This window comes from Sedimenticola selenatireducens DSM 17993 (assembly GCF_000428045.1).
In the GTDB taxonomy this organism is placed as follows: Bacteria; Pseudomonadota; Gammaproteobacteria; order Chromatiales; family Chromatiaceae; genus Sedimenticola; species Sedimenticola selenatireducens.
Genome location: NZ_ATZE01000001.1, coordinates 153,046 through 169,584 on the forward strand (window position 1 = coordinate 153,046; position 16,539 = coordinate 169,584).

The following is a 16,539-nucleotide window of genomic DNA, read 5'->3' on the forward strand; positions in this document are numbered from 1 at the left end:
TCAATTTGATTGCGAAGACTTTTTATGACGTGATGACAAAACAGAACACCGGCGTATCGAGAACCTGCTTTAACCCAAGGCTTTTTAAAGCCGTCCGCTTGATAAGGGCGATGCGCGCGGAAATCATCATGGCCAGAGGCAAAAGAATGCCTCACAAGTAGGCCGAATATATGGAAGCAATTCTGTCCCTGTCATCGGCAAAAAAGGTCTTGCAATGCGGGAAGGGTCCATATATGGGTTAAAGCGGCACTCCCTCCTTCTTGCAGTTCTCAAAAACGGGTACTTCCTGCGATTCTTTCAGTATGCGAGTATCCTTGATAGGAAGTCATCTGGATACGATACAAACTATCCTTGACAAATCTCTTTCTGAGACAATAGGAGTGGCAACAAAGGAATTGGTATACGGACCGAGCTGTCCGTTTATTTTATTTTTAAAGTAGGGAGAGCACTCCATGGTAAGCCCCAGGCTTGTAGCAAAAATAGAAGCAGAAGAGCCATCACTCCGCCTGGCGGTACTCATTGATGCAGACAACGCCCAGGCAGCGGTAATCGAAGGACTTCTTGCAGAAATCGCGAGGTTCGGCGAAGCAACTGTAAAGCGGATATATGGAGACTTTACATCACCAGCAAGTTCGCAATGGAAGAAGGTTCTGAACAAACATGCCATCAAGCCGGTACAACAATTTGCCTATACGACCGGTAAAAATGCCACGGATAGCACGCTCATTATCGATGCGATGGATCTGTTGTACACGAGGCGCTTTGATGGATTTTGCCTGGTATCAAGCGATAGCGATTTCACAGGATTGGCGCTTCGTATACGGGAGGAAGGGCTCACTGTTCTGGGTTTTGGCGAGCAGAAAACTCCTGATGCTTTTCGGAATGCTTGTCACAAATTTATCTTTACTGAAGTGCTTCGGCCACTTCCCTCAGAAAATACCCAATTAAAGTCTACCAAGAAGGGAACTACTTCAAAGCCTGCTCCGTCCACATCATCCCCTGAAACAGCTGCCAGCAAGGAAATGCCAACCAAGGAATTTCCGCGCGAGTTTATTCTTCAAGCACTTGAGCAGGCAAGTGATGATGCCGGATGGGCGAATCTTGGAACCTTCGGAAGCTACCTGACAAAATTGCAACCGGACTTTGACGCACGGCTCTATGGTTTCAAAAAACTCAGTGAACTCGTGGCGGCGAAAACCGATATCTTTTGTATCGAGAAAAGGAAGGTGAATGGTTCAGATGCGAAGGTGTTGTACGTGCGCGCCAAGTAGCATTCTAAAATGATCAGCACCAAATTTAGAAATCGTTCGGCGTCTGCCGGGCGGTTGATTCTCAGAAAGGACAGAAACATTTCGGATTGCCGGTGAAACAGATAACGAAACGAGATTGGGGTCCCGTTGCAATGATTGTCGGAGTCGCAGTATTCATCGTGACTGTTATCGCGCTTCATTTGCTCCAGTCTGGCTATGACCCACGGCACCAATTAGTGAGTGAGCTGGCCCTTGGGAAATATGGATGGGCAATGTTTGTGGCATTTTCAGGTCTTGCTGTGGCTGTATTTGGCGTGCAAGCGGCAATAGCGGACCACAGCGCCGCGTGGGGCTATCGGGTATTGTTGAGCATCGCGGCGGTACTGTTCTTGACAGCCGGCGTTTTTCCTTTGGGAGATACTTCAACAATACATATTGGCGCCATCACGCTGGCCTTCGTACTCTCTGTCCTGGCCATGTATCTGTTTCCTTCGAGCGCAGGCGGCGCATCCATCGCTGCTCCGCCGATAATATCCTGGACATTGGCCGCCGGGGTTGCTGCAAGTGTTGCTCTGGGGAACGTAATACCGATTGGAATTGCGCAACGCCTTGCTGCCGCTTGCTTGTTGTTATGGTTGGCCATTCTATCCTCGCGACTGCTGCGGCGATCGTGAAGGAGGGTGTCAAATCCATTGTGAGGTTCTTACAGTGCTGGCGTCCGGTAGTCGACCGGAGCTGCCGTTGGGATTCAGGCTGGGCAATGACTGCTATGGGCTGGTCACCGGTCGTAGATCAGAAATCTCGCCGAACGACCGCTTTTGATTTCCTGACTGGCAAACTAAGGAAACTTTCTAGCTTGTCGAACATAGTCGCTTTTGAAACTCGTCGCATGACAGCGAATTAGATGCCATCACGACTAACGCCAAGGATTTGGTGACGAACGGTAAATTTCAATGTTGTATCCGTTGGCACCATGTGTGGCTCAAACTCCATGGGGATCGGAAGGAATACGTTGTTCCTGAGCACGAGCGGTTTCGTTTCGAGAGTCTTGGTGCCGGATCTACAGTGTCCTGCACGCTCGCCTAGAACTTCCTCGAACTGAATGTCGTAATAGACGACGGCAGACCCGGCGCTGTAGAAGAGGTAACCTGCTCGGTGCCCGCCCCAGGAGAAATCAGTTGTTGGATTGCGTTCCAAAAACACCCGTCGATAAAGGACGTGGGCGTCCCGTGTTAGAGCAATGTAATACCTAGACAACCCAAGTTGAATCTGGACCTGAGAGGCATCAAGAATTTTCGCGTCAACATCGGTCTCGATAAGCAGTTCCTCAAGCTCGCGTCGAGTCTCTTCCGGTGATTTGCCCGCAGACTGCTCGACCACGCGGTCCACTTGTTCTTTGACCGATGCCACGTCTCGCCGCCCTACCGATGTCGGCCTCGGGTTTCCAGGGCGTCTTGCCCCAAACACCGCAGCAACATCCTCAGGAGACATGTTTGTTATTGCCGCCAGTTGCTGAATCCTGCCAACATCACTGGGATCAATCTCGAAGTATTCAACCGTTGACTGGAGCTTTCGCAACAAAGAGTCAAAATCCCGCTTCCGAAGGTCCGGGAACGCCGACTCAAGATGTGGCAAGACCGCATCGCGAATAAATATGTCGAATACTGCGTCGAATGACAGCGATTCTCGGAGTTCAACCAAGCGTGAAATCTGCGGATGTTGGAAATCAACAAATAGAACACGTTCGGTATTCTTTGCAGATGGAGGCGTCCATAGCATGGCATTGTGTGACAGCTCTCCGGCTCGAACGAATAACCCGTCGATCAGGAACTGGCTTCGAAGCCGTTCGTGGAGTTGGTACTTGAGTGCCGTTTCAGAAAATGTAAGGTCGCTCACAGTGCGAATGCACGTAACTCGGTCCTCAAGTGGAGACGCCTTACACAGCTGCTGCAGATAATTGCGTTCCACTTTTTGTCTGTGTCCGTCGGACGACAAGAGCACGACTGATTTGTTCTGTTCGTTGTAGGCTTGTATGATCGATTGATCATGACCGTCTCGAGCAAAGAAGACGCTACCCTGAGTTGCTCCTGTAAAGGAATCCAATCGCGCACGAACGCTTCGTCCAAAGACACGAACCGTGGCTGGTCCAGCAAGATCCCACCTGCCGTATTGTACGAGGTAGCGATAGAACGACGAGAACCTCTCTGGAAGCCCAGCTGCCTCCGATATGTGGGTAGCAAGTCCACCCTCAATTGCAGCGAGAAGATTTTGAACTAATGAACGGCTTTCGTCGGTAACTGCTTCCCGTCCAGCAGTGGGTCGTAGCACTGAACTGTTGATGACCCCGCCGAGACCAAACACGGTTGTGACAGGAACATTGGCAAGCATAAATCCGTGCTGATAGGCCGACACGACTCCCAGCGACGTCGAAAACACGGCGGAAACGTCGGTGTCAATGCCATTCCATTTCAATCGGTCTACTTGTACTTCAGCTTGACCATTCTGCATCGCTCGGATGTACACACGAGCCTCTATCGGACCGGAGCTGATGTCGCGTTCGGCACCGTCGATTCGCTTAACCGATGGAAACGCTTGCTGGCTCAAAAGGTCACTGCCAACGACTACGGGAACGCTGAGGAATTGAACAATCGGAGTCAGATATTCCTTAACCTGGTTGACCGAGATCGGTTCGAGAAGAGTGCCGGTTACAGTAGTTCCGGGCTCGACCGTCGAAGGTCCGTTTTCATAAAATACGCAGTTCTCTTTCGCCGAAAGCTGCGACCGTTCCGCGAAGCTAAGCACCGGTGATTCGGCGGAGTGCGGCCGAGTCAACACCTCCAGCCGGGAACAGACACCAAAGTTTGCCATGCCACCTATGCCGAAAGTCCCAACGACTCCTGCCGACTTTGCTTCAGACGTATGCTTTCCGCTCTTGCCGATACTCCAAAAGAACTGACTTAAATCGTCTCGGGACATTCCAATTCCCGTATCGGAAATAGAAAGCCGGTTTCTATCTACGGAAATCAGTATTTGATGCTCCCGCGAGATATCATTGGATTGGTCCCGGAATACTTGTACCCGAATCGCGTCGAACGCGTTCTGGACATTCTCACGGAGAAATGCAAATGGCGATGTGTAAATCTCCCGCGCCAGAATTGGAAGTATTCGCTCTAGATCGACCTCGATCGGATGGGATTCGCCGCTCATAACTCTCCTCCGCCTATTTCCCCCCGAGAAACGGGAACTGAACTGCAAGTTGTTGCTGAAAAAGCTTTGCTGCCTTGTCAGTGTATTTCTCCTTGTGAGTCACCGAAGTGGTGCTAGCCATCCTGCCATCTCCCGTTGCAGCGAATGCGAAAATGAGGTTTTCCAACTCGCTACGTGTCAGATCTTCGAAAGGAACTACCTTGAGAGCACAGACGATTTCTCCCCATCGTTTTAACTCGGCCCACGTTTGGACCAGCCGCTCTCGCACTGCGGCTGGCGCAGACCCGACCTCCACCAGATACTCGGCGACGGCCTCTAGTCCAACCTCTTCCTCCAAACGTTCTGCCTGCAAAAGCAACGTAGCGGAAGCGTCATTGCCATCATCCGGACACATACTTGCAGCAGCAACTTGGTCAAAGTCATTGAGAAGCGAATCGATAGCAGCAGACTTGAACTCCGCTTGGAAGCTGTGAGCTAGACTCGCGAATCGGGAAACGGCGGATTTAACATCTCGACTTGCTTCAAGAGCTTGTCTCGCGGCATCTGCCTCGTCAAGTAACATTGAGAATCGAGTGGATTCGATGCGAAGTCGACTGACATCCATTGGAACGATAGATCCGCCGGCCGTCGCATGTGGGCCATGAAAGTAATACTCAAAGGTGACGGCCAACAACCAACGCCCCCCTACTGAACCTTTCAATCCTTGAATTGCTTCACACAACAAGTCGCCAAACGTGTTGTGGGTGGCAACATTGAAAGAACAGGCGTTTTTGAATCCGTCCCACGCTAGCAAGTGCTTTAGGAATGACGCTGCGTTACGAACGCAGTATCTTCGCCACGCCCTCTTGCCTTGTTCATCAAGTGACTTCTTTCCTTCATTTGCGTGATCGGACATACCACGTACTACAAGGCAGGGAACAGGATGTACGCGGTCAGACGCCGCAGATACCGCGCCGGCTGACTCCATGTCGATTGCAGCAAACTTCCTGTTTACACGTTTCACTTCTTCCACAAACGCGGTAGAGGCGGCGACGGTATTCCCCGACGCTATTGGCCCAATGTGGAGTGATGGCAATTCAGAACAGATTTCCTCCTTTCGGGGGATGGCAAGGTCCTGAAAGTCATGGCTTGCGTCGGCTTGCCATTCCGCGAAGGATGCTGCGGCGGCAAACTCAAAATGACCTATGGCCTCACGAATACTAAACTGTAATGGCCAATGACGTCCTGAATAACGTATCTCATACGAATCTCCGGCGGCTTCTGCTTTTGAGTTCGCTTGAAATTCATTGACCTCTTCACCAACAACGACATCACCGACTGCTATATCGCCATCCAGGGCTCCGCCGAGTCCTAAGATCACAAGAAGCTTTATTTCCGCGAAGGCAAGTAACCGAGTCGTAGTCTGAAGTGCTGGTAGAGTCCCCATACTGTTGCATATGCACGCAACTGCGGACACTCCACCAAAATCCAAAACGTAGAAGTAACTTCCTTCGTGCTCGATCGCGTCAATTTGCGGCGCAACTTCAAGGATATAACGGTATTCTTCACGCAATGGGATTATGACGCCAATGTCGAACGATCGATTTTCCATGCGCTCCTCTTTATGGCTTCACATCTAAGGCATCTCTGATTAATTCCGTATTTGAGCGATAATACGACATCATCTAAAACACGGCTTCAACTGATTACCATGAAACAGCAATCCCTGACCGACGGCTTCGAGAAATTTCGCAAGAAAACCCGTAAGGAAAAATTTCTGGATGATATGGAAGTTATTATTCCATGGCAGGGTCTGGTAGAAACGATTGAGCCGTTCTATCCGAAACCTGAAGGTGCTGGTCGTCGTCCCATCGGTATCGAGCGGATGCTGCGCATCTATTTTCTCCAGCATTGGTTCAATCTCTCTGATCCGGCAGCAGAAGAGGCGCTGTATGATTCCCTCGCCATGCGCCAGTTTGTCGGAATTGATCTTGGCCAGGAAGCAGCGCCGGACGAAACTACAATCTGCAAATTCCGCCATCTGATGGAGCGCCATAATCTGGGTGATCAACTTTTTCATCTGGTTAATCAGTATCTCCAGGAGAATGGCCTGAAGGTGAACCGGGGCACCATCGTCGATGCTTCGATTATCAATGCCCCCAGTTCTACCAAGAACAAGAAGAAGCAACGCGATCCGGAGATGCATCAGACCAAGAAGGGCAACCAGTGGTACTTCGGCATGAAGGCACATATCGGTGTCGACAGCCGGACCAAGCTGATTCATCACGTAGCAGTCACTGCTGCCAATGTGCATGATTCGGTTGTTATCGGTGACTTGTTGCATGGTGACGAGACACGTGTCTGGGGCGACTCGGCTTACACAGGAAAAGGTGACGTCATCACTGAACACGCTCCGCATGCAAAGGACTTTACCCAGATGAAGGGCTTTCGCCATCGAAAACTCAGTGACGATGAACGGAGCAAAAACCGAAACAAGTCCAGAATCCGCGCCAGGGTAGAGCATGTCTTCGGTGTGATGAAGGGACAATTCGGCTTCACCAAGGTTCGATACAAGGGGCTGGCAAAGAACGCCCATCATCTTTATGTATCCTGTGCGTTGGTGAATCTGGTCATGGCTAAAAAGTCTCTGATGCGGCGACGTACATTAGTTTTGCAGGCGTAGTACGCCTGAACTCTGGCCTTCGGGCCGTTGATAATGAATTGGTCGCCGGTACAGCTTCGAAAGAGGCGACTGAGAACGGTAAAAAGGCATGCCCTGATGAAATTGATGGCTCCATATCATTAATTCGTCAATTGATCAGATGTTCCCTAAGTGAATGTCATGCAATCGCTCCTTACTATTCTCCAAGTTTCGCATGCATCGAGAGAGTTGTCGATGGAACACGGGTGCCGTGGTTGCGTATTTCGAGGTGGTTGTCATTCATCGCAGTACGGTCTGCAAACGATAAGGACTGCGCAAGAAAATCTGGCGTCCTCGATCAGTGTGAGGGAGAAAGGCCCCAGGAGCGCCCTGCGGAAACTCGAAGGCTGTCTCGCATTGTGCGGACAGCAAGGACCGACTACGGCCGGATGGCGAACCAGACAGCCGACGTTCCATCGGGTTTCGTGAGCTATGACCGTTGACCAAACCATTGCCGGCGTTGCCAGATCCAATCCTGAACGCCCGCTTCGGCTACAACCTGACGCTCGACAAGATTTCGCGCTCTACGAGCTGGCTGTCGGTGTGGGAGTTGATGCCTTGGCAGGGAATGGCTTGCATGAAGCTGCTTATCCAGTCCCACGGCGAAGTCCACCAATCCGCTTTCTGTACGGCATCAGGAAAGCCGGTCGCGCAGCCAATTAATGTCCTCGTTCAATAATTTAGCGTTGGCATCGCGCATCCTGCGGAATTGTATTTGGAGATCACGGCGCTCCAGCTCCGCTGCCAACGCCAGCATAAAAACTCCCGACCGGGCAGCCAGCTCTGTTTCCCCGGCTCCCGTGATGTGCACGGCGCATCCTGGGCTCTCTTCGTTGCCGCCCAGGATAGCCAGAACCTCGAATCCCTGATCGAGATCACTTTTAATCCGGTCAGCAGTGGCCGCAGCGAGTTTTCGGCAGCAGTTTGCGGGGCCCGGGGCTCCGAGAGCCTGGCGAATCGACTGGCCAGCCGGGCGCCGGCGTTCGAAACCGAGGCAGGCTATCTCCGGACAGGGAATCTGCACCATGCCGATCCCATTGTCTGCCAGCAGGTCCATCACCTCCCGCGTAACCGCTGGATTTTCCGCTGCCCCCAGGTCTCTGGCATTCTGGTTCAGCAGGCATTCGATGAGAAATACCAGGCGACCGCTCCTCAGGTCCTTTTTTGGTCTGTTAAAAGGCCACATGGCCGTCATTTTCTTGCGCATCGGGCAATCGATCTCAACTTCCCTTTTTTTTCGTCACGTTTCATTTTCCACAGATCGTAATGGGGCGAACCCTCGCGCAGCATCTTGGCCCCGCAACTCGGGCAGCGTAACTCCTGGCAGGGCAATCCATGCTCGTGGGCAACACTTGCTGCGCACTTGGGGCAGATGCATTTGCCGCCTGCGCCCATCTCGTGTCTGCGTTTTTCTGTCATGGTTTGATCTTTATAATGGCCGGGAATCTACAAAGTATCGGATAAGGCAGCGACTCGTGACCTGATTCGATGGGATCCACCACTTCACCGAGGATCATGCTTATCACGCTTCGCCGCGCACCCCAACTGCAACATTCCCTTTCCAAACCGATCGGTTACCCGATCGAGGGTCTCCAAAATACGGTTGTCCTTTTCACTTTGCCGAGGCTTGTCGAAGAGGTCGGCCTGCACCGGCTCGGACTCGATCTGTTGCCAGCCGCTGATACCGACCCCGATGAGCCGCACCGGCGTGCGCGGCAGGTTGCCATTGAGAAAAAGTGCCCAAGCCTCCCGCAGGATTACCCGTTCGTCGTGCGTCGGGACGGGGGGCTTGTGCTGACGGGTATGGGTCTCGAAACCGGTGAAGCGGATCTTCAGCGTCACCACCGAACCGGAAAGCTGCTCTCTGCGCGCAGTCGCGGCGACTTCGGCAGCCAGGTTATGCAAGGCATCGTGCAGGATCTCCTGCTCCCGCACGTCTTCCTCGAAGGTGGTCTCTTTGGAGATGCTTTTGCGCTCTTGACCGGGTACCACCTCAGCTGAAGCGATCCCCAAAGCCTGTTGCTTGAAGACTACACTCTTCTTCCCAATGTGTTCTTCAAGGATTCGAAGCGGGAAAGCGCGCAACTGTGCCACGGTCCTGATCCCAAGGTGTGCGAAGATCTTCTGGGTCTGACGGCCCAGGCCTCGCAGGTTGGCTACCGGCATGGTTGCCAGGAACTCCAGGATTTCGTCCGGGTAGACCACCGTCAGCCCATCGGGTTTTCGGTGTTCGGATCCCAGTTTAGCGATCAGCCGATTTGGGCCTATGCCTACCGATACGGTGAGTCCGGTCGTCTCCAGGATGCGGCGCTTGATCTCGGTCCCGATGGTCTCCGGTGACCCGATGAGCTTCTCCAGACCCGTCAGATCCAGATAGGCCTCATCGACCGAGACAGGTTCGATGACCGGCGTGATGCTTTCCAGGATCTGAAAAATCTCACGGGAGACCCGAAGGTATTTGGCCATGTCGGGACGCAGATAGACCGCATCCGGACAGCGGCGGTAGGCCTCAGCAATGGGCATGGCCGAGCGGATGCCGAACACCCGCGCCCGGTAGTTCGCCGCGGCCACCACGCCGCGGTGGCCGGGGAGGGCACCGACCACCACCGGACGGTCACGGTAGTCGGGGCAGTCACGCTGCTCGACGCTGGCATAGAATGCATCGAGATCGGCATGTCCGACCCAGCGTTGCGCCCTGTGCGAGTGCGTCACCGACGCTGGCCCTTTATAAAGCCGGCAGATTTCTGACCGTTGCAATCCACATTATCCAGCCCGCAGTTTGTCGTCACTGCGCATGCTATCAATAATGCCTGCAGAACACAGCGGCAGAGGCATTCAGCACCGACCCATCCGGCCTTCGAGCTGTCCACAAAATCCACAGGCCCTGTCCGTCACGGTGAAGCGAGCCCGAAAGCTCGCGCAGCCAAGGGCGGGGCCGCTTCAGCGGCGCCTGTGGGGTTTGTGGTCAGGTCGATGTGTACCGAAGGCCGATTCCGTCTTCAATATGCGAGCGGTATGACAGGCCTGTGCCTGGCGAACCGCTCGTCCCGAGCGAAGCCGCCATCGTCACTAGTGAACGAAGTGGGGTAGTGACGAGGGCGGCGATCCCATTAACGGCGCGGGTTTGCGGCGGAATTTCGGGGTGACGGCGGGATTATCTGTTCTTATACTCGCCCTCAGAACAGCAAAATTCGATAAATTCATCCGTGGCCACTACGTGTATCAGTGGCAATAGCGCTTAACCGGATCATTCGAAGCGCAACGGCTTTCAGCCGTTGATCCATCTTCCAGCCCAGACAGATCGTTCGATCTGATTTTATTGCAGGCGCCAGCCTGCCATCCACTCGACGAGCCATCAGACTATCGCCATTGGCGATGAAAGTTGACGCTCATTTTTCATCCACCGCGGAAATCTCTTCCGCTCATTCAAAAAAGGAGGTGTAACCACCGTCCAAGAACGTCCGAATCCGGGCACGTTGGGTCCGCACTGGGCCTTTACCCATCAGGGATAAACCAGTGTTGCCTGAGACCAGGCATGTTCAGGTCGTACGGGAGTGGTGTCCCAAGGCCGTTTCGCATCAGCGGATTCAGTCAGCTACGGCTGCTGGATGGTCATAAACACTTACCAGATAGAGATTACACTTTGAGAAACCTGAACTACCAACTCAAACAACTCTGCCGCCAGAACCGGGATGGCAGCTACAGCACCCAGGCCAAGCGGGCGCATCATCTGATGCTCATCGCGAATCAGCTGCACGCGCTGGGTTTTCACGGGATGAACGCCAGCTCCCTGAAGCAGAAACATGTCGAAGCGCTGATAAAGCAGTGGCTGGAGCAGGAACTCTCCACCGGCACGATCAAGAATCGGATGGCGGTGCTGCGCTGGTGGGCTCAGAAAGTGGACAAGCAGAATGTGGTGGCGCGATCGAACGACCACTATGGCATTTCCAACCGGCAGTTCGTGACCAACGCTTCGAAAGCGAAAACATTGAACAACTCGGACCTGGAAAAGATACCGGATCCGCAAATCCGCATGAGTCTGCAGCTACAACAAGCCTTCGGCCTGCGCCGGGAGGAGGCGATCAAGTTCCAGCCTGGGTTTGCGGACCAAGGAGATCACATCCGCCTCAAGTCTTCCTGGACCAAGGGAGGGAGGAGCCGGACGATCCCGGTTCGCACCGATGCTCAGCGCGACCTGCTCGACCAGATACGGAAACAGGTCGGGAGCGGATCTCTGATCCCCGCGGATAGAAGTTACGTGCAACAGCTGCGCGTTTACGAACGCCTGACTGCCAATGCTGGATTATCCCGGATGCATGGGCTGCGGCACGACTATGCGCAGCGGCGGTATGAGGAGCTGACTGGTTGGTTATCGCCAGCCGCGGGTGGGCCGACATCAAAGCAACTGAGTCCGGTGCAGAAAGAATGTGATTACCAGGTGCGATGCCTTATCAGTCTCGAACTCGGTCATGGCAGAGAGCAAGTGCTAAGTCTGTATTTAGGAAAGTAAGTTGTTTGAAAAGCCCCGCACAAGGTGTGCTTTGGAAGATCAGCCAGTTTTAATCGCCCACTTTATCTCACCGGATTTTCTCAGAATAATCCGCGCCTGCACGTCTGGTTTCCTCCACTGTTGCGGATGCCGACTGGTTCTATCTATGTAGGTGGCCCTTTATCAAATTGAATCACGCCTTCGGGTACCACTTCCCATTTGGCTTTGGATCCGACGAAAATGTGCATGCCTATTTCAATCTCTGGATCTCCGTTTACACACCCCAAGGTAATTCCATGAATCTTGCCGTCGTAAATGCCGCACAATGTCGAGCCACATCGGCTACAGAACTGCAGACCATATCCGTCTTGGCTCTCGTAGGTAGTCAGCAAGTTTTCACCGGTAAGCCACTCGAATGCATCTGACGCGACTTCTGCGTAAGCGGATGCCTGGGAACTGAAAGCTTTTCGACACCGCGAGCAATGACAAGATCGGGCATCTCGGAGTTTCCCGTTGATTCGATAAGTCACTTTGCCACAGAAGCATTCGCCGGTTATCGCCATCACGGTTTCTCCCAGATAGAGTGGTTATTCTGCCTGAACTGTCGCAGGCCGGCCAACTGCCATCGATTGTTGCAGCTATGGCAACGACCGCTTCAAACGCGTTGCTGGCTTGGATCGGGTGGAGTCGCCAGATCGGAAGATGACACATTGAAGCCACTCAGGTATGGATGAATAATGGTCGGTGTATCTTGATCCAACAGCTGACTATGACCGGATGCGACAATGCTGGAGAAGCTCGAAGTTTACGAGAGCGCACAAATTGATTCCGCTGCTATTGAGGCGCTATACCTGGAAGCATTCCCAGACGAGAATTTAGTTCCGCTTGTGCAAGCGCTGCTCCAGAATCCGGTGATTACCGTTTCGCTCGTCGGGAAGATTTCCGCGCAGATTGTAGGACATACGATCTTCACACAGTGCTGCGTGGTCGGTAGTAGCATTAAAGTCGTTCTTCTCGGTCCACTCGCTGTGGCACCAGATTGGAAAAAACAAGGCATCGGGAGTGCAATTGTACGCACCGGTTTGAGACGAATGGAGGTTGCAGACGTCAGTCTCGTGTGTGTATTGGGTGACCCTGCATACTATATGCGCCTCGGGTTTATTCGGGAGTCTTTAGTTGAGCCACCGTTCAGCTTGCCAACTGAATGGCATGACGCATGGCAGTCACAATATTTGGGGGACACTGTAACACCTTGTGCGGGAAAGCTGTCAGTTCCCCCGCCTTGGCATAAACCTGCCCTGTGGCTTCCTTGAGGAGTCGGCTCCCGGCCGGATCCATGCATTACCTGCTTGGCTGATAGAGTCCGGTTACGCTGAACAACGGCAAATAACAGCGGGTTTTGAGCGGCACATCCTCAATGCCAGCTAACTGGAAGGAACTTGGGGTCTTGCTGGATTCTTAGCATTTTCCTTGATAGTTTTGGAAAAGTAGAAGAGGTCAAAGCCAAGTAGACGAGGTTTCTCGAAAGCAATTGTGGCGAAAACGGCATAGCAGCGGATCATACACCGGCGTCCTTATGAAGGCCGCGCTCGATTATGGTCGCCTGGGTTGGTCGGTCATTCCGATCGAGTGCTGCGGCAAGCAACCCCTGATCCGCTGGCAGGTCTACCAATACCGTCACCCAGACGCGGGAGAGGTCTTCCAGTGGTTCCAACACTGGCCGGACGCTAACATCGCCATTGTCACCGGAGTCGTCTCCGGTCTCCTGGTGTTGGATATCGATCCATGCCACGGCGCGGATGCCGCGCTGCAGGAATTGGTGCGTAGGCACGGGCCCATTACTCAGACAGTCGAGGCCCGGACAGGCGGGGGCGGGCGCCATCTCTACTTTAACCACCCCGGGGAGATCCTGCATAACCGGGTTGGCTTCGCTCCGGGTGTTGACCTGCATGGTGACGGTGGTTATGTGGTGGCACCGCCCTCGGTCCATGCCAACGGTGAACCTTATCGGTGGAAACGCTCCCCCGATACCTGCCGCCTGGCACCCCTGCCGAATTGGCTCAGAGAGACGACAAAGGAGCAGAGCCATCGAGGACACCTGCTCTCGCACTGGGGTAACCTGGTGCGGAAAGGAGCCGTGCAGGGTGAGCGCAACAACACCATCGCCTCCCTGGCCGGACATCTGTTGCGGCAGGGTGTCGATCCTGAAGTTACAACAGAGCTCCTGCTCACCTGGAATGCGACACGCTGCCGACCTCCGCTGGAACCAGAGGAGGTCGTGCGGACTGTTGCGTCGATTACGCGCCTTCATCAGCAGGGTATGGATGGCGGCACCCGCCGCGGCACGGAACCTGCTGAGTAGTCTTGGGTCCCAGAGCAAGCGTCAATCTCCCCTGTGTTTAAGAAGCGCCATAGTTTAAGCTAACTTTTCGCGAAAAAATTTCACGGTACGCTCCCAGGCCAGCTGCGCTGCTGCTTCGTTGTACCTTGGCGTTGAGTTGTTATGAAAGCCGTGGCGGGTGCCGGGATAGAGATAGCGCACAAATGACTTCTGGTTCGATTTCAGCGCCGCCTCAAAGTCCGGCCACATCGCGTTGATCCTGGGATCCTCCTCAGCTGACTGAATCAATAGAGGTGCTTCAATTTTTGCCACGTCCTCACTTTTCGGAGCGGCTCCGTAGAAGGGGACCGCGGCGGCAAGATTAACGCCCATTTCTACAGCAAGATAATTGGTCGTCCCGCCACCCCAACAAAAACCAACCGATCCAAGTTTTCCACTGGATAGTTTATGTGATTTCAAAAACAGCGCGCTGTTCAGCATATCCGTTTTTAGTTGCATCTGGTTCAGGCTGCGTTGAAGCGCGCGGCCATCGTCATCATTTCCGGGGTAACCACCAACCGGAAACAACCCATCCGGCGCCAGCGCAAGAAATCCTTCTGCTGCGAATCGGCGGGCGACGTCTTCGATATAGGGATTCAAGCCGCGATTTTCGTGAATGACAATAACCGAAGAAAAAGGGCCTTCTCCAGTTGGCCGTACCAGATAACCACGCATCTCACCTGAAGTGCCACCCGGTGATGGGTACTCGACGTAGTTTGCCTTGATACGATCATCCGTAAAGGAGATCGTCTGTGCCTCGGCATAACGCGGTAACAGGGCCTGGGCCATCGCCAGGCCGGAGATGCCGGCGACCGTGATTGCGCTTGCACGGCTCAGGAAATCACGTCTGCTCAGGTAGCCGTGGCAATACTCATCGTACAAATCGTAAATTTTTTCATCTATATCGATTTTGGTCACAATTTATCCTCAGAAAAGACAAGGTTCAATGATACCCCCGTGCATAAAGACTTAGCTTGAGCCTTAGAAAATTTTTACGGAACACTCCCGAAAATAATACCTGCTTAAAAAAACAACGCGAACCCCTGAATGGATTTTCCATTCCCTGATTGAAATTGCTCCGTAATGATGCGGCCTGGCATCCAAGATTGCTGAGTTCATTTTCATCATGAAGAGATCTGTTTTTTATCCCAAGCCCTCGGCAACGGTCATCGCAATCTGTATCGCCGGATTCTGCATACTGACCAGCCAGAACCTTCAGGCAAATGATGCGCAGGTCGGCCGCTATTCAGTGATTGCCGCGTTACCGACCGAGGCACAAGTCGATCTGCTGGCCACGACAATGACTGTCCGGTTCCCGGAACGTATCCGGACCCTGGGGGAAGCCGTCCGGTATCTCCTGCAACGCAGCGGTTATCGGCTGGCCGATGCCGGGTCGGTCGGGCCGGACACGATCGCGCTGTTTGCGTTACCGCTCCCGACTGTCCATCGAAGTCTGGGACCAATGACGCTGAGAGACGCACTGGAAACACTCGCAGGACCGGCATTCAACCTGGTGCAAGATCCCGTCCACCGTTTGGTCACTTTCGAGCGTTGTGTGGCGGATCGGTTCGCTGGCCAGTCCACTGAGACCACTATCGAAATGGAGGTCGCTCGGGATGAAAAGTGAAACTCAAACGGAACAGCCGGCCTTTTTAGACGAGGCGATTCCGGAAGATGTCGGGCTGCAGCCAACAACGCACCGTCTGGCCTTCAAGGCCGCATTGGCTGTAATCGTGCTCGGGGTCATCACGATCAGCGTACTTTGGTTTTTCGTGATTCGTCAGGAGGAAGTCCCATCCGACATAGCCCTGGTAGCGGTACCCGATACAGAGGTTCACGATGAGACCAATGAAAAAGGCGCACTGGTCGCGCTGATGGTGGATGAGATTGGGTCTATCGACCGTAGGCTGCTGTATCTATCCGGTCAGATCGAGCAGGTGGTCGAAGCGCAGCAAACCAGCAGTTCAAATTTGAAGCATCAAATTTCCGACTTGTCTCAGGATATCCAGGCAATCAAGGCAACGATTGCCGACCAGAGAGTAACCAACCTGGAACTGGGCCGGCAGATCAGTGAGGCCATCTCGCAGATGGATATGGTCATTAAAGATGCCCGGGCTTCAAAAGTCGTCAAGCCCAAACCAGCGGCCAGGCACAAACCCCGTTCCGTCAAAACCCCACCCTTTCAAATCGATGCTATCGATGTATGGGATGACGTGACCTACGTTGCCATCTCCCAATCCGGGCGCATGGCATTCCTGGCGGCCGGTGAGCAGCAGTCCGGCTGGAGAGTCACTCGCATCGACCGTCTCAAGGGAGAGGTCGATCTTCAGGGGCCAGCCGGACAGGCCCATTCTGTTTTGTTGCAGAGGTAGCGCCCATGGAAATCGTACTCGCTGTTCTACTGCTTTTCGGGGGATATACGTTGGGATCGATCACCGCAGATGAAGGAAGTGATGATACACAATCCGCGATGACCCCGACCAAAGCAAACGGTGCAGATTCTCATCGAGTGATACAGACAACGAGCCAAGTC

At 53.5% G+C, this 16,539-nt stretch carries 14 protein-coding genes; 8 read left to right on the top strand and 6 right to left on the bottom strand.

The annotated features are described in order from the left end of the window. Nucleotides 1-452: 452 nt before the first annotated feature. Nucleotides 453-1,271, top strand: coding sequence for an NYN domain-containing protein (locus tag A3GO_RS0100795; protein ID WP_029131783.1), 819 nt, complete (start codon nt 453-455; stop codon nt 1,269-1,271). Nucleotides 1,272-1,363: 92 nt separating this feature from the next. Further along, nucleotides 1,364-1,924, top strand: coding sequence for a DUF998 domain-containing protein (locus tag A3GO_RS25070; protein ID WP_157606654.1), 561 nt, complete (start codon nt 1,364-1,366; stop codon nt 1,922-1,924). A gap of 226 nt (nt 1,925-2,150) precedes the next feature. Here A3GO_RS25070 and A3GO_RS0100805 read toward each other — a convergent pair whose 3' ends face one another. Both A3GO_RS0100805 and A3GO_RS0100810 read right to left on the bottom strand, forming a co-directional pair. Continuing rightward, nucleotides 2,151-4,457, bottom strand: coding sequence for an ATP-binding protein (locus A3GO_RS0100805; RefSeq protein WP_029131785.1), 2,307 nt, complete (start codon nt 4,455-4,457; stop codon nt 2,151-2,153). 13 nt (nt 4,458-4,470) lie between these two features. Then, nucleotides 4,471-6,048, bottom strand: coding sequence for a 5'-methylthioadenosine/S-adenosylhomocysteine nucleosidase family protein (locus A3GO_RS0100810; RefSeq protein WP_029131786.1), 1,578 nt, complete (start codon nt 6,046-6,048; stop codon nt 4,471-4,473). 99 nt (nt 6,049-6,147) lie between these two features. Here A3GO_RS0100810 and A3GO_RS0100815 point away from each other — a divergent pair, with 99 nt between their 5' ends. After that, nucleotides 6,148-7,119 (top strand): IS5 family transposase, encoded by a 972-nt coding sequence (locus A3GO_RS0100815; protein ID WP_029131787.1) that lies wholly within the window; start codon nt 6,148-6,150, stop codon nt 7,117-7,119. A 652-nt stretch (nt 7,120-7,771) separates the two neighbouring features. On the opposite strand, the gene A3GO_RS25075 is transcribed toward A3GO_RS0100815, so the two are convergent. Next, nucleotides 7,772-8,344: a hypothetical protein gene (locus A3GO_RS25075; RefSeq protein ID WP_051301691.1), complete on the bottom strand. Its 573-nt coding sequence runs from the start codon at nt 8,342-8,344 to the stop codon at nt 7,772-7,774. Nucleotides 8,345-8,640: 296 nt separating this feature from the next. Next, nucleotides 8,641-9,849 carry a DNA polymerase IV gene (gene dinB / locus A3GO_RS0100830; protein WP_029131789.1) on the bottom strand — a complete coding sequence of 403 codons (1,209 nt, stop codon included), beginning with the start codon at nt 9,847-9,849 and terminating at the stop codon, nt 8,641-8,643. A gap of 931 nt (nt 9,850-10,780) precedes the next feature. On the opposite strand from dinB, the gene A3GO_RS0100835 reads away from it, so the two are divergent. Further along, the gene (locus A3GO_RS0100835) at nt 10,781-11,647 is read left to right on the top strand and encodes a phage integrase N-terminal domain-containing protein (protein WP_029131790.1); all 867 of its coding nucleotides are present in this window, start codon (nt 10,781-10,783) and stop codon (nt 11,645-11,647) included. A 143-nt stretch (nt 11,648-11,790) separates the two neighbouring features. Here the strand turns inward: A3GO_RS0100835 and A3GO_RS25600 are convergent, their stop codons facing one another. Beyond that, nucleotides 11,791-12,189 (bottom strand): GFA family protein, encoded by a 399-nt coding sequence (locus A3GO_RS25600; RefSeq protein WP_084609620.1) that lies wholly within the window; start codon nt 12,187-12,189, stop codon nt 11,791-11,793. Between the two features lie 222 nt (nt 12,190-12,411). On the opposite strand from A3GO_RS25600, the gene A3GO_RS21930 reads away from it, so the two are divergent. After that, the gene (locus tag A3GO_RS21930) at nt 12,412-12,939 is read left to right on the top strand and encodes a GNAT family N-acetyltransferase (RefSeq protein WP_051301692.1); all 528 of its coding nucleotides are present in this window, start codon (nt 12,412-12,414) and stop codon (nt 12,937-12,939) included. A gap of 263 nt (nt 12,940-13,202) precedes the next feature. Further along, nucleotides 13,203-13,988 (top strand): bifunctional DNA primase/polymerase, encoded by a 786-nt coding sequence (locus tag A3GO_RS21935; RefSeq protein ID WP_051301693.1) that lies wholly within the window; start codon nt 13,203-13,205, stop codon nt 13,986-13,988. 54 nt (nt 13,989-14,042) lie between these two features. Here A3GO_RS21935 and A3GO_RS0100850 read toward each other — a convergent pair whose 3' ends face one another. Continuing rightward, the gene (locus A3GO_RS0100850; protein ID WP_029131791.1) at nt 14,043-14,924 is read right to left on the bottom strand and encodes a dienelactone hydrolase family protein; all 882 of its coding nucleotides are present in this window, start codon (nt 14,922-14,924) and stop codon (nt 14,043-14,045) included. A 208-nt stretch (nt 14,925-15,132) separates the two neighbouring features. Here A3GO_RS0100850 and pilL2 point away from each other — a divergent pair, with 208 nt between their 5' ends. Both pilL2 and A3GO_RS0100860 read left to right on the top strand, forming a co-directional pair. Further along, nucleotides 15,133-15,633 (top strand): PFGI-1 class ICE element type IV pilus protein PilL2, encoded by a 501-nt coding sequence (pilL2, locus tag A3GO_RS21940; RefSeq protein WP_084609622.1) that lies wholly within the window; start codon nt 15,133-15,135, stop codon nt 15,631-15,633. Then, nucleotides 15,623-16,378 carry a hypothetical protein gene (locus A3GO_RS0100860; RefSeq protein ID WP_029131792.1) on the top strand — a complete coding sequence of 252 codons (756 nt, stop codon included), beginning with the start codon at nt 15,623-15,625 and terminating at the stop codon, nt 16,376-16,378. Before pilL2 ends, A3GO_RS0100860 begins: the two co-directional genes overlap by 11 nt. The last annotated feature ends 161 nt before the right edge of the window (nt 16,379-16,539 follow it).

Excerpts from the sequence above, each read along its gene's own strand:
- A3GO_RS0100795 (WP_029131783.1), top strand. The coding sequence starts at position 453 with ATGGTAAGCCCCAGGCTTGTAGCAAAAATAGAAGCAGAAGAGCCATCA.
- A3GO_RS0100805 (WP_029131785.1), bottom strand. The coding sequence starts at position 4,457 with ATGAGCGGCGAATCCCATCCGATCGAGGTCGATCTAGAGCGAATACTT.
- A3GO_RS0100810 (WP_029131786.1), bottom strand. The coding sequence starts at position 6,048 with ATGGAAAATCGATCGTTCGACATTGGCGTCATAATCCCATTGCGTGAA.
- A3GO_RS0100815 (WP_029131787.1), top strand. The coding sequence starts at position 6,148 with ATGAAACAGCAATCCCTGACCGACGGCTTCGAGAAATTTCGCAAGAAA.
- A3GO_RS25075 (WP_051301691.1), bottom strand. The coding sequence starts at position 8,344 with ATGCGCAAGAAAATGACGGCCATGTGGCCTTTTAACAGACCAAAAAAG.
- A3GO_RS25600 (WP_084609620.1), bottom strand. The coding sequence starts at position 12,189 with ATGGCGATAACCGGCGAATGCTTCTGTGGCAAAGTGACTTATCGAATC.
- A3GO_RS21930 (WP_051301692.1), top strand. The coding sequence starts at position 12,412 with ATGCTGGAGAAGCTCGAAGTTTACGAGAGCGCACAAATTGATTCCGCT.
- A3GO_RS21935 (WP_051301693.1), top strand. The coding sequence starts at position 13,203 with ATGAAGGCCGCGCTCGATTATGGTCGCCTGGGTTGGTCGGTCATTCCG.
- pilL2 (WP_084609622.1), top strand. The coding sequence starts at position 15,133 with ATGAAGAGATCTGTTTTTTATCCCAAGCCCTCGGCAACGGTCATCGCA.
- A3GO_RS0100860 (WP_029131792.1), top strand. The coding sequence starts at position 15,623 with ATGAAAAGTGAAACTCAAACGGAACAGCCGGCCTTTTTAGACGAGGCG.